Source organism: Gimesia maris (genome assembly GCF_008298035.1).
Taxonomy (GTDB): domain Bacteria; phylum Planctomycetota; class Planctomycetia; order Planctomycetales; family Planctomycetaceae; genus Gimesia; species Gimesia maris.
In genome coordinates this window covers 6,212,370-6,226,004 of record NZ_CP042910.1, presented here as the reverse complement: position 1 = coordinate 6,226,004, position 13,635 = coordinate 6,212,370, and the positions used below count along the sequence as shown (strand labels likewise).

10 protein-coding genes are annotated in these 13,635 nt (G+C 48.5%); 4 read left to right on the top strand and 6 right to left on the bottom strand.

Annotated elements, in window-relative coordinates:
• Positions 1-18: 18 nt before the first annotated feature.
• From GmarT_RS23015 to asnB, 3 genes are read right to left on the bottom strand one after another with little or no spacing between them, the layout of a single operon-like run.
• On the bottom strand, positions 19-1,575 hold the full coding sequence (locus tag GmarT_RS23015) for a class I adenylate-forming enzyme family protein (protein ID WP_044239912.1): 1,557 nt from the start codon (positions 1,573-1,575) through the stop codon (positions 19-21).
• Between the two features lie 19 nt (positions 1,576-1,594).
• Positions 1,595-1,852, bottom strand: a complete 258-nt coding sequence (locus GmarT_RS23010; RefSeq protein ID WP_002648809.1) for an acyl carrier protein — start codon at positions 1,850-1,852, stop codon at positions 1,595-1,597.
• Between the two features lie 50 nt (positions 1,853-1,902).
• On the bottom strand, positions 1,903-3,876 hold the full coding sequence (gene asnB / locus GmarT_RS23005) for an asparagine synthase (glutamine-hydrolyzing) (RefSeq protein WP_002648810.1): 1,974 nt from the start codon (positions 3,874-3,876) through the stop codon (positions 1,903-1,905).
• 358 nt (positions 3,877-4,234) lie between these two features.
• Here asnB and GmarT_RS23000 point away from each other — a divergent pair, with 358 nt between their 5' ends.
• A complete protein-coding gene (locus GmarT_RS23000) occupies positions 4,235-5,818 on the top strand; it encodes a DUF8689 domain-containing protein (RefSeq protein ID WP_002648811.1) in 1,584 nt (527 codons plus the stop codon).
• Between the two features lie 21 nt (positions 5,819-5,839).
• Here GmarT_RS23000 and GmarT_RS22995 read toward each other — a convergent pair whose 3' ends face one another.
• A complete protein-coding gene (locus tag GmarT_RS22995) occupies positions 5,840-6,157 on the bottom strand; it encodes a hypothetical protein (RefSeq protein ID WP_002648812.1) in 318 nt (105 codons plus the stop codon).
• Between the two features lie 398 nt (positions 6,158-6,555).
• On the opposite strand from GmarT_RS22995, the gene GmarT_RS22990 reads away from it, so the two are divergent.
• A complete protein-coding gene (locus GmarT_RS22990) occupies positions 6,556-7,584 on the top strand; it encodes a lysylphosphatidylglycerol synthase transmembrane domain-containing protein (RefSeq protein WP_002648814.1) in 1,029 nt (342 codons plus the stop codon).
• Positions 7,585-7,592: 8 nt separating this feature from the next.
• Here the strand turns inward: GmarT_RS22990 and GmarT_RS22985 are convergent, their stop codons facing one another.
• The gene (locus tag GmarT_RS22985; RefSeq protein WP_002648815.1) at positions 7,593-8,480 is read right to left on the bottom strand and encodes a right-handed parallel beta-helix repeat-containing protein; all 888 of its coding nucleotides are present in this window, start codon (positions 8,478-8,480) and stop codon (positions 7,593-7,595) included.
• 127 nt (positions 8,481-8,607) lie between these two features.
• Complete coding sequence (locus GmarT_RS22980; RefSeq protein ID WP_002648816.1) at positions 8,608-9,756, bottom strand: citrate synthase; 1,149 nt, start codon at positions 9,754-9,756, stop codon at positions 8,608-8,610.
• A 1,048-nt stretch (positions 9,757-10,804) separates the two neighbouring features.
• Here GmarT_RS22980 and GmarT_RS22975 point away from each other — a divergent pair.
• Together GmarT_RS22975 and GmarT_RS22970 are read left to right on the top strand one after the other, a co-directional pair.
• Positions 10,805-12,571 carry a sigma-70 family RNA polymerase sigma factor gene (locus tag GmarT_RS22975; protein ID WP_002648818.1) on the top strand — a complete coding sequence of 589 codons (1,767 nt, stop codon included), beginning with the start codon at positions 10,805-10,807 and terminating at the stop codon, positions 12,569-12,571.
• Positions 12,572-12,796: 225 nt separating this feature from the next.
• Complete coding sequence (locus GmarT_RS22970) at positions 12,797-13,618, top strand: enoyl-ACP reductase FabI (RefSeq protein ID WP_002648819.1); 822 nt, start codon at positions 12,797-12,799, stop codon at positions 13,616-13,618.
• The last annotated feature ends 17 nt before the right edge of the window (positions 13,619-13,635 follow it).

Sequence of the window (13,635 nt, the reverse complement as noted above, 5' to 3'; positions counted from 1 at the left end):
TGGGTTGTGAGCTCTGTTTCAGGGAAGAACCAGCTGTTTTTTATCGACTTTCCCATTGGGGGATTTTGGCAGTTCATCCCTGAATTCCACCTTCTGGGGTACCATGAAATCCTCCAGGTGTTTGCGACAGTAAGCGATGACTGCTTTCTCTGTGAGTTCCTGTTCGGGCATCACAGTTACAATGGCGCGAATCGACTGGCCGAGAATCGGGTCAGGATCTCCTATAATGGCCGCTTCGGAAATTGCCGGGTGTGCGAACAGGACGTTTTCCACTTCCTTGGGACTGACTTTCTCCCCTCGACTTTTAATGATGTCGTCACGTCTTCCGACAAAGTACAGGTAACCTTCCCTGTCCATGCGAAACAGGTCGCCGGTATAGAGATACATTTCGCCCGGCAGTTCGCCTGGCTTTAATCGTTCTGCTGTGCGTTCAGGTGCTTCCCAGTAGCCAAGCATGACATTAGCACCGCGGACGACCAGTTCGCCTGTCTGTTCCGCTGGCAGGCGGTGACCTGCATCATCAACGATAAAGACTTCTGAGTCAGGCATGGCGATCCCGACCGAACCGGTTCTGATATCAACCTGATCCAGGGGAAGGTAGGAAACACGTTTGCATTCGGTCAGACCATACATTGAGAAAATCTGAACGTGTGGCAGACGTTTGCGGAAGGTGAGAATATGTTCGGTTGGTAATGCGGCTCCCGTGTTAGTAATGTAACGCAGGTTGGAAAAATCGTACTTTGAGAGATCCATCTTGAGCAGGATCGCCGACATGGTGGGCACGAGAGGAAATCCCGTGACCTGCTCGTCGATGATTTTCTGCAGTACTGCATGTGGATACGTGAACGATTTTTCGAGCGCCAGCGTTGCTCCGACCCGGAAGGCCATCAGTAACTGGTACAGGCCATAATCGAATGAGAGTGGCAGGACATTTAAGATAATGTCCGCTGGTTCATTCATCAGATAAGTGGTTATCGAACGGGCAGCCGAGGTCATGTTCAAGTGAGTGAGCATAACGCCTTTGGGATTTCCCGTCGATCCCGACGTGTAGACCAGGGCAGCAAGATCGATGCTGATGGTTTTAATCGCCGGTGGTGTCAGTTGATCTGCGTATTCCTTCTGCAACTGATCCCAAGAATCATATCGCAGAAGCTGCCATTCGGTACTTTCCGGCTGATCACAGTCAGCCCCGGTTGCGATGACGGTTTTCAAATGAGGCAGCAAAGCAGCATGTTCGAGGATCAGGTTCTGTTTTTTGTTCGGAATGATCAGCGTCGTGGCTCTGCAGTTGTTCAGGACGTAGGTCAGTTTATCAATCTTTGTAGTGGGGTTGACCATCACAAAGACGCCACCCGCTTTTAATACGGCGAAGATCGCGACCGTCGCTTCCAGTGAATTATCGAGATGAATGGCAACACGTTCGCCGCGCTGCAGTCCTCGCTGGAGGAGTGCCTGTGCCAGGCGATTACTCTGCAGTTCAAGATCCTGATAGGTATATCGCTGCTGATCAACGACCAAGGCAACTTTGTCCGGATACTCGCGCGCACTGTTTTCTAAAAATGATTGCAGCAACAAGGGCCTGCTCCTCAGGAAATTAAGCCAGTTCTTTGAGTTTGGATTCAATAAAAGTAATCAGTCGGTCGATGGAGTCCAGATTTTCCGGGACCAGTTCATCATCATCTACTGCGACGGAATAGTGATCTTCAATGAAAGCGACCAGTTCCAGTACGCCCGTAGAATCGATGATGCCTGTCTCCAGGAACGAGTCGTCATTGTGAAGTGAAGCCGGATCTTCGCCGAACAGGAAGTTTTCCGCGACAAAGTTTCGTACGTCATTTTGGATCGAGTTCATTTTGCTACCTTTGAAATTATCTTTTTAAGTAAATCTAAAGACTGTTTGTATTATGCAAGTGATGTTGCATTTACCGTACTGGTCTGATTTGAAGAAACGGTCTGTCCGTGGATCATCTGTTCGACCAGTAACTGTGTTGAAAGAATTCCCACCAATGCCATATTGTCTCGCGTGCCAATCGCACGTCCCTGTTCGATTTTTTTGACGAGACGTTGAACTGCCTCTGGCTGGAACAATCCATTTGCCTGAAGTTTCTCTGCTGACAATAAGTGGTTCACGTATTCAAATCGGGCCGATTGTTTCTCTGTATCAATGAAACTATGGGCATCGGGAGCGCGGTAAGGTTGCTTGGGGCGTTTGCGGATACTGTCGGGAATCAGATCCCGCATGGCGTATTTCAGCAGATATTTTTCGTCCAAGCCGTTCATTTTAAATCGCACGGGGATACGGGATGCGAACTCGACAACGCGATAATCAAGGAACGGGAAGCGGCCTTCAATCGAATTTCCCATTGCCATACGGTCTCCCTGTGAGGAGAGAATATAGCCTGGCATCAGGTTGATTGACTCCAGGTATTGTGCCTGACAGAAAGATGGCCATTCGGAGAACTGACCAGGTAGTTGGCTTTCAAAGTCAGTGAAGGGATTCTGATTGACCAGTTGTTGTTTGACATCATCACTGAAGAATGTTTTCAGTTTCGATGTCAAATCCCAGCGTGGCAGATGTGAAAAGAACGGGCTGTCGATTTCATCCTGACGGATCTTGAAAAATGCCTTGAGATAAGCAGGGGACTGTGCCTGCAGATTTTTCATATATGGATAGAGTCGTTTCAGCAACAGCGGCCTGATTGCCGAATCAGGTTGACGGCTCCAGAAGCGGCGGATTTTGGTCTCTTTAAAAATATCGTATCCCCCCAGAACTTCGTCGGCACCTTCGCCGGTCATGACGACCTTGAATTGACTGTCCCGAACGAGTTTGGACAGCAGGTACATGGGAGCGGGGGCAGTTCGCAGAACCGGTTTTTCTGTGTGTTGAATGACAGTGGGGAAAATTCGCCCGATATCTTCGTAAGAGCAGCAGACCGTCTGGTGATCTGTTCCCAGTTCGCGAATCATTTCCTGCTGGTAACTGCTTTCGTCATAATCTTTGTCGTTGAAATTCAGCGAAAAAGTATTCAGGGGGGCATTCGTGTAATTGCGAATGATTGCCGCGGTGACAGAGGAATCGAGTCCACCACTGAGGTAAGCGCCGACAGATACATCGGCACGTAATCGGAGTTGAGTCGCGTTGATCAACAGATCGCGCAGTTCATCTGCCCAGTCATCCAGCGACCGATTCTCTTCATTGGGCTGGTAGTCGAGATGCCAGTATTGCCAGATTTTGACCTGGCCATTCTTCACAATCATCGAGTGTGCCGGAGGCAGTTCATTGATACCCGCAAAAAATGTTCGGGGGGGGAGGGGTGACCAGAATGTGAACAGCTCGTTTAAAGCGGTCAGATCCACTTCCCGTTTGACATCAGTCAGTGCAAATAATGCTTTGACTTCGGAAGCGAAACACAGTCGACCCTGAGTCTGAGTATAAACCAGCGGGCGGATTCCCATACGATCGCGGGAGAGGAAGACTTCCTGGCGTTTACGGTCATGGATGGCAAAGGCCCATTGCCCGTTAAAGTGCTGAACACATTCCGGGCCGTATTCCGCGTACATGTGCAATATGACTTCCGTATCGGAATGGGTGCGAAACTCATATCCTTTGCTTTTGAGCTGAGCACGCAATTCGATATGGTTAAAAATCTCACCATTAAAAGTAACTGTCAGCAGGCCATCAGGTGTCTGCATAGGCTGCAGTCCCCCGGCGAGATCGACAATACTTAGTCGGCTGTGTGCGAAACCGACTGGCCCACACGTCGAGACTCCTGATGCATCAGGTCCCCGATGGTTCAGCGTTTCAATCATGGCATTTAATTCTGACTTAAGGACCGAAGCCTGGTCAGAACGAATGATGCCTGCAATTCCACACATAGATGAGCCAGTACGATAAAGAGAAAGATCAGATCTGAAATGGGGTGAGTAAATACTCCCACAGAAGGAATCTAGGTCACACGGATATCAAGTCAAACAGGAAGTGACTGAGCGTAGTAATGTTTATAAAAAACAACCGTTCCACTCGACTTCCGATGCTTAATCACTATGCACGATACAATCGGCACCCGGGTTGAGAGAAAGCGTTTGACTCTTTGGTTTTGAGTACTATGCTTAATTTGCATATTGCATTTCGGGCCGCATTTTCTAACAGACACATCTGACTCATCTGGAAATTCTGAAATCAGATGACCCTCTCATTATTAATTCAGCGCAGATAATTGATTGTGAACCGAATATGTCAGCGAATGATTCCGAATCTGTGGCAGTGAATTCCAAATCGGAAAACAGTGACTCCGGAAAACCGGGTCGTACCGCTTCCAATGCGGTCAATACAGAAGAGCTGCTCGCTTCACTCAGTATGTTGAATCTCAATTCGGATGAGGATTCCGGCGAGTCAGGGACAGAAAAAACATCAAAAAGCAGTATTGTTGCTGCTCACTTACCCCTGTCAAAGGGAGTGAGTGAACCCATGCGGGTCATTGGAAAAGATCAGCATCTCAGCCAGTTATTCAACCGGGTTCAGTCTCTGTTGAAAGGAGACAGCGAAGAGGCCGAAGGGAAATTTATCCCGCATTGTCCGGAAACTCTGGAAGATACCGGATTAACCCAGGACGAAATTGAGCGTCTGATCCTGAAGTATCTGCTCGCGAAAGGAACGCAGACCGGTCGTCAGATCTGTGCGCAGATCAAGCTTCCCTTTGGAATCGTGGATACCATTCTGAAGCGGGCCAAGCAGGATCAACTGGTCGCCTTCGGTGGTACAGCGGAGATGGGGGACTACGAGTTTACCATTACGGAACTGGGCCGGGAACGTGCCCGTCGATACACGCAGGAGTGTACTTACTTTGGTTCTGCTCCGGTGAGCTTCAAGGATTATCTGAAGGCGATGGAAATGCAGAGCATTGCCAAGCAGGAAGCGACCGAGGCGGATTTAAAAGCGGCTTTTTCTGATCTGATTATCAATCCCAAGATGCTGGATCGGCTGGGGCCTGCCGTGAATTCGGGCCGCGGGATGTTTCTATTTGGTGAAGCCGGCAATGGAAAAACCAGTATTGCCGAACGGATTACAAAAGCCTTCGGTTCGACGATCTGGATTCCCCGTTGCCTGGGTATCGATGGAGATATTATACGTATATTCGATCCCGGCTTGCATGAAGAGGTGATTCAGGAGGATCATTCGGAGGGACTGTTTGATTTGTCAGGCATCGATCCGCGCTGGGTACAGATTGTCCGCCCGACAGTGATTGCCGGTGGTGAGTTAACCATGAAAGAGCTGGAAATCACTCAAAACCCGCAGACAAAGATCTGCGAGGCACCACTGCAGTTAAAAAGTAACTGCGGGACGTTTGTGATTGACGACTTTGGACGTCAGCGCATGCCTGTCGATGAACTGCTCAACCGCTGGATTGTACCCCTGGAAAAACGGTATGACTTTTTGAATCTGCCCAGCGGTAAGAAGATTCAGGTTCCCTTTGACCAGCTGATTATCTTTTCGACAAACCTTGAGCCGAAGGATCTGGTGGATGCAGCGTTTCTGCGCCGGATTCCCTACAAGATTGAAGCCCTGGATCCTTCAGAAGAAGAATTTCGGGCTCTCTTCGAATTGATGGCACCGATGATGGGTTTTCAGTTCGACGAACAGGCATTTCAGTATCTGATCGATACTCATTATAAGGCCGTCAATCGACCGTTTCGTGCCTGTCAGCCCCGCGACCTGCTGCTGCAGGTCAAGAACTTCTGCGTCTACAAAGAAGTCCCGCGAAAACTGACGCCGGGCGCCTTTGATTTTGCTGTCGAAAACTATTTTTCCGTGATGTGAAATCGGCAGTCTGCTGCCTGATTACGCAGGCCATTCCGAATCACAGGAATGACAGCGAAACCCGACGACTGTTGCAGTACCGGGAATCAGACGATTTTTCTGGTTCAGCAGACCGTCTCGGAGTTCCAGCTTTTCTACAGCCGAGCTGCCACAGTCGGTGCATTGCTGATTCAGGAAAATGGTACGGGCGCGTTTCAGAACCCAGTCTTCCTGATTGCGGTTATGTGATTTCTTCACACTCGCTCGCCGAAACGGCAGAATCATGGGGGTGGTTTCTTCCAGAGAGACGACCGGCTCGGTCTGGGGTTCATCCGGGTAATAGACTTTTAAAATGCTCATCCATGAGCTCCTTGCGTTCAGTCCCTTGATTAAATATTCCAGTCAATCCGGACGGGAATGTTTCCGGGGTAGGCTTCGCATGTCTGGTGAAACAGGAAAGGTTCGGAGAAACATACGAAGAGGTGAGCAGGATAAAATTCTCTGATTAAGTTGGCAAGAGGTTTTAACTCAAAGGTATCAATATTGTAAAAAATTCCTGCTGCAAATTGACAGAATGTGTGAAAATGGGAAGAGTTAGCGGTATGGCGATGATATTCAGATAGCAGCACTAAATAGAATGCTGTATGATTTTTGCGGATGGTTCGTCAAAAACGATTCCACTCCAGCGATGCTGGGAGTTTTAAAACACGCAGGTTATTTCAGGAGTTGTTCCGATCAACAAGTCAAAGTTCATCAAGTTGCTACTCGGTTTAATTGTCACAATTGTCTGCCTGGTGGCAGCCGTCTGGGGAATTGACTTTGAGCAGATCTACACCAGTTTCAAACGCGCCAATTACTGGACGCTGCCTTTGATGCTGGGGGCGCTGTTTATGTTTTACTGGCTGAAAGCAGTGCGCTGGCAAATGCTGCTGGAACCCATCAAAAAACTGACCGTTGCCCAGGTTACGCCGGCAATGATGATTGGTTTTATGGGAAATAACATCCTGCCTGCCCACCTGGGAGAGTTTTTGCGTGTCTATGTATTGAGTCGCCAGTTTCAAATCCCGAAAACAACGGTCCTGTCCACCCTGGTTCTGGAACGGTTGTTTGATGTGATTGCAATTCTCTGTTATCTGGGTATCGGGATCTATTTTGCCCCCAATCTCCCGGAAAGATATCATACGATCAGCCTCATTGTCGCATCCGGGATTGTGGTCATGATCATTGCGGTAGCGGCATATATTATCTGGACCGAGGCTGTGATTCGTCTGTTTCGCAGTATTTTCAGCTATCTCCCTTTTTTACCAGAGAAACTGACCCATCTTGTACTGGAAATGATGCGGGCAGGCGCTTTGGGGATGACATCATTGAAAAGTAAGCGACTCTGCTTCGGGATCATCTGGACCTCATTTGCGCAATGGCTTTTCAATGGTCTGAGTATCTATATTGCACTCTGGAGTTTTAATATTCAGGTCTCGCCCCTGGCAGCTTTTGTTGTACTGGGTGTCACGGCGTTCGGGGTCATTGTCCCTTCAACACCTGGATTTTTTGGGGTGGTTCAGCTTTGCTTTTCCGTGAGTCTTAAGGCATTCGGCGTTGCCAGTGCAGATGCTTTTTCTGCCTCGATATACTATCAGCTCTCACAGTATTTTCCCGTTACAATTATTGGCTTGTACTATTCGAACCGGGAAGGTTTAAAATTCAGTGAAGCAGAGCAGGAAGCCGAGAATGAGCTGGAAGAACTGGAGGGGGGGCATGAATCAGGGGCCGATTCAGAAAGCTGTTAATCACTCGTTCAGGGAGACAGGGTAGCTTTTTTACCCAGTTTGGTCTGCTTAAGATTTGCTACACCCTGTTCTGTGATCAGCAGGTCTTCGATCCGATTGTCAATGAGTTTTGAATCGATTACTTCTACCTGGGAAGTTCCGTTGACAGCCAGCCCACAGCGCCCGTTCCCGGTGCTGGTGACGTTTTCCAGGATAATATTCTTACAGCGGTCATGAACGTTAATGCCGTCGATGCGAAAGTTCTCAAACGTCACATCCGATATTTGAACCCCCTCTACATCGACCAGCGACAGTCCGACAGACATGCCGGCGAGTGAGAATACCTCATTGGGGGGGAACTGATTTTTCAGTTCCCGGTAATAAATCGACCCTTTATATACAGCCCAGTTTCCCGATGGAATGTCAGTTAACTTAACCTCCTGATCTGTTTCAGGACGGTATTCCGGCAGGGTTTTCCCATCCAGGTACAGATTAAAGTATCCTTTTCTGAAGGGGGTGACCTTCCACAGTCCGTCCTTTAATGGTTTCCAGCCATTCTGGGGGACAGGGATGGCACCGCTGATTGTTGCGCCATTTCCCAGAATGGTAAACATTTCCTGGCCGATTCCACTGAAGCGTTTACCTGAGAGGGCGATCGATTCATGGTAGGGGATCTCGTTGTTGATCAGGATGATTTTGTCACCGGGGCGGGCATACTCCAGGGCTCTTTTAATTGTTTTTACCGGGCCGTTTTTGCCGGATACAATTTTGGGGGCAATGCCGTTTAATGCATTGTTTCCTGCCCGGTTATCGACATAGATCACACCGCATTCTGCTGCTGAATGTGCCAGGCAGACTAGAAAGAGAAAACAGAGTAACCCGGATTGTAAATCTACAAAACGAAGCACGTTTCGCATGGTTGGCGGCTTTCTGTCTGATTCAGTGTTTTGAGTGTGTATCTAGGCCAGAGAGAAGATGTTTCTCCCAGCAGAAAAAACCCCGGTTGAAAACCGGGGTTTGTGAACTGGATCAATTCAAAAACTGTTAACGTTCGGTTACCGGAATGACGGGGCGTTCGTCGTACCCGATATAGTTTGCTTTGGGGCGGATGATTTTATTTCCGTCCAGTTGTTCCAGGATATGAGCACACCAGCCAGCGATGCGGCTGGCTGCAAAGATACAGGTAAACAGATCGCCCGGGATGCCCATGTAATGCTGAAGACTGGCTGAGTAAAAGTCCACATTGCAGTTTCGCTTGATTTCCTCGTAGACGAGTTTTTCCATCTCGATGGACATCTCATACCACTTGGGTTCGCCGGTCTCTTCTCCGAGTCGCCGTGAAAGTTCTTTTAAATGTTTTGCACGTGGATCTTCTACCTGGTAAACGGCATGCCCAAAGCCCATAAACTTGCCTTTGGCTTCGCGGACTTTTTTCACATAGGGGGCAACATTTTCGACGGAACCGATTTCGAAGAGTGTTTTCAGAACTTCGGTGTTCGCTCCGCCATGCAGTTTCCCTTTCAGTGCGCCAATAGCACCTGTGACTGCAGAATAAATATCAGGTAGAGTCGCGATAATGACTCGACCGGTAAACGTACTGGCATTTAATCCATGTTCTGCATGGAGTGTGAGGATGAGATCCATGGCACGGGTTGCATCTTCACTTGGTTTCTCGCCATTGATCATATACATGAAGTTCCCGGCATGGCACAGTTCGGGATCCGGTTCAACCGGTTCCAGTCCCTGGCGAACGCGGTGAATGGCGGCCACAATGGTCGGGATCTGAGAGATCAGTTTGATCGAAATCTGTAACCGATTCTCAAACGTTTCAATTTCCGCATTAGGGTCATAAACACCTGCCAGAGATGTAATCGATCTCAGCAGTGCCATCGGTGGTGCTGAAACAGGAAGCTTTTTCAGGGCGTCGATCAGTTCCGGGGGGATACTGCGGTACTGTTTCAGTTCAGCCTGGTAGGCAGCGAGTTGAGTGGCGGTAGGAAGCTCTCCGTTTAACAACAGAAAAGAAACGTCCTCAAATGTCGCATTCTCTGCCAGATCGTCGATGTTATATCCACGATACAGCAGTTTCCCAATGGTTCCATTTACTAAACAGATAGAACTGTCAGCTGCTATGATCCCTTTTAGCCCTTTGACAGCTTCGCTCGATGATTTCTCTACGTCTTCTGCGCTCATTTGAACTGGTTCCACTTTCTCAACTACAGCCAATAAATTCCAGTAAGGTGAAGGATCACGCACCAGGGGCTCTGGTGAGACAGTAATCGCCGCCTGACTTTAATTAAACAAACTATGGAAAACTCGTATCATCCCAGTATATCAAGCCCTTTCATAAGTTCAATCAAGCGAATTCTTTTCCAGCGGTGTCTTCAGGAATCATGATAATCCGGGCTCACTTTTCGGAATAACTTCACTATTTGTTCATTACCGGTTTGAAATCAGGGGATTGACTATTCAGTCTGTAGTGTGAAAATGTCTGTAGTGAATCAGGTTACATCCGGTTGCTCGTTTGTAATGGGTTTATAGAGAACCCGGGTGCGGTACCCCGTTTCAGAGACTTGAGCTGTTTTTTGAATTTTGGTGTTTCCCCGTCAGGGGAGGGATCTTTTTAGCGCACGTAAGTTGTTATCTGGTAAGGTTGCTGAGGTTTTTTATTTTTTTTTAAATCGTCATTGTGGATTTCCGTAGACGTTACGAAAAGTTGTGGTAGGATGGGGCTATATGAGCTGGAGGCTTATTAGCTTTTTTCAGGTTCTCGGGAGAAGTAAGGATGTCTTGGGAGAGAACCCTCTTGACTAATTTAGTTGGCGAATCGGATGCTCCGACGAAGCGCGTAAAAGCGTATTTGAGCAACTTAGTTCTTCAGATGCTCTACGCAGTGCCCCACTTACCTCTAGCGATCCTTTTGTGCTTCGGGTCTAGCTTACACCTTGCTCCCGGCAGGGAGAACGGTTTTACGGCAGGTATTAATAACACCAACGTGTTTTGGAGTTTTTTGCAATTATTTCATAGCTCTATCGCTATAGGAATCAGCTAGTGATGAGTAGAGTGACAGTAATAAAGTATTGAGTTGATATAGTAGAAAAATTGGAAAAGTATAGTGAAAAGATCAATTCTGACGCCTGCTGATCACACTGTCCTTTTATTCTCATAAACAGAAACGCCGTGGTTACACACGGACGTGTGGCCGTAATTTTTTTGATAATACAAATTAAGGGAGTGACCCGTGCACCGTTTCGATGCAAATCTGAACTTACTATTTCAGGAAGCGGAAAAACAAGGTTTTTTAACATTTCAACAGGTTCATACGTTCCTCCCAGACGAAGGAGGCGATCCCTCGCTGATTGAATATATTGTCGTGGGACTGGAAGAGCGTGGCCTTGATCTGATTGATGATCCGAATGCGGATATTGATGATGAGGAAGTTGCTTCCGTCGACTCCTCAGCGAACACCCACTCGGATGTAGCTCAGGGGGCAGATGAAGATTCAGATGATGCTTCTTCCTCCATTGTTGAACCCGAAACATCGCTCTCTTCGCGTGATCCCATTCGCATGTATCTCAGTCAGATGGGAAATATCCCACTGTTGAGTCGTTCTCGCGAAATTTTTCTGGCCAAGAAGATTGAAATCACGCGTAAACGATTTCGCCGCACTGTGCTGGAATCTGATTTCGCACTCAAGATTGCCATCGACACTCTGGAGAAAGTGTTCGCAGGAGAGCTTCCTTTTGAGCGAACCTTACGCACCTCTGATACCGAAGATGCCACCAAAGATCAGATTATGGGGCGGATGCCTTATAATATCGCAACCTTAAAGGCACTCCTCCAGAAAAACAATGAGGATTTTGAGCTGATTCAGTCTGGTGAACTTGGTAAGGTTGAGCAGCGTGAAGTTCAAAAGCGGATGGTGGTACGTCGCCAGAAAATGGCAACCCTCTGTGAAGAACTCTGTCTGCGTACGCAACGTCTGCAGCCGGTTCTGAAACGAATTCATCAGATTGCCGGTCGGATGCGTGAGGTTCAGGAACAGCTTGAAGATTATAAGCAGCTGCGTCATAAGGCCACCGATCACCGTCTGCTGGAACGCGAACTGTCTGAGTTGACCATCATGGTGGTCGAAACATCAGAAGATTTTCAGACCCGTTCCCGGGAAATCAAACGTCGTTTTGATGACTGGACCGAAGCCAAGCAGCAACTCTCTGGCGGAAACCTGCGTCTGGTTGTCTCGATTGCTAAAAAATACCGAAATCGTGGCTTAAGCTTCCTGGACCTGATTCAGGAAGGAAACGCCGGCCTGATGCGTGGTGTGGAAAAATATGAATATCGCCGTGGTTATAAGTTTTCAACCTATGCTACCTGGTGGATACGTCAGGCCATTACCCGCGCTGTCGCCGACCATGCCCGGACCATTCGAATTCCCGTGCACATGTTCCAGAGTATCTCTACTCTGAAAGCGCGCAGCGAACAGATTCGCCAGGAAACCGGTCGTGAACCGACGATGGAAGAACTGGCCGATTCCGTTGGTCTTGGTGTGGAAGAGACCGAACGGATCATGAAGACCTGGAAACATCCCATCAGCCTGGATACGCCTGTGGGAGAAAGTGAAGACAGCAGCTTCGGTGATTTCCTGGAAGATGGACACGAATCCTCTCCTGCAGACGCTGCCATGCGTGAAATGCTGAAAGACAAAATTGAGCATGTTCTCAAAAGCCTGACATACCGTGAACGTGAAATCATCCGTCTGCGATATGGCTTAGGTGATGGCTACAGTTATACATTGGAAGAAACCGGTCGTATCTTCAAAGTAACCCGCGAGCGAATTCGCCAGATCGAATCCAAGGCGCTGCGAAAACTGCAGCATCAGACACGCAGTGCCCATCTGCGAGGCTTTGTCGATGCCATCTTCCCGAACAAGGAAGATGAGGAAAACGAAGGTGAAGAGGGCGTGCAGACAGATCAGGAGTCTTCCACCATGGTGGGGGCACTTGAGTAGGTCCTGAATTCTTACCATATTGCACCAGATTCAAGGCGGTTTGCTGTTTTCACGAACAACAGACCGCCTTTGACTTTTCTATTTCGCTCAATTCGAATAGTTTATACGCATCTGGAGCGAGCATAATAGAGCGAAGGCGCGATAATTCAATGGGATGCGCCCTGGATTGAAGGTTCCGGTAACTTCAATCCTCCTGGATTTCATCATATTTACGGAGTAACACACATGGGTCTTTTTGAAGGCAAAAAAGGTCTGGTTTTGGGCATCGCGAATGACCATTCAATTGCATGGGCCATCACTGAAAAGCTTTATGACGAAGGCGCTGAAATTGCTTTCACTCACCTTCCGGATAAAGATCCTGAGCGTCCTCGTATGGAGCGTCGTCTGCGAAAGCTGGTCGAGCCAAAGGGCGCCAAGATCATGATTCCCTGTGATGTGACCAAGGACGAAGACCTGGATAAGGTTTTTGAAACTGTCAAAGCGGAATATGGTGAGATCGATTTCGTGTTACACTCGATTGCCTATGCCCCGATGGATGACCTGAAAGGCCCCGTTTATAATGTGAGCCGCGATGGCTTCAAGCTCTCGATGGAAATCAGCGTCTACAGTCTGCTGGCGGTCGCCAATCGCGCCAAAGATATTTTGAAGCCAGGTGGCAGCATTCTGACTCTGAGTTATCTCGGCGGCGAAAAAGTGATCCCCGGTTACAATGTAATGGGGATCTGCAAGTCGGCTCTGGAGAACTCGGTGATGTACCTGGCAAACGAGCTGGGACCACAGGGTATCCGCGTCAACAGCCTGAGTGCCGGTCCGTTGAAGACACTCAGTTCCTCGGCTGTCGGTGAATTCGATCTGATGATGAAACTGTATCAGACGATGTCGCCACTCCGCAAAAACATCACGCCGGACGATGTTGGCAAAGCCGGCATGTATCTGCTCAGCGATCTGTCCAGCGGAGTCTCCGGTGAGAATCATCACGTGGATTCCGGTTACCACGTGATGGCAGCTCCTCCAATTGAACTTCAGCAGGAGCAGGCTCAGGCTTAACTCCGACTGCAAACCCT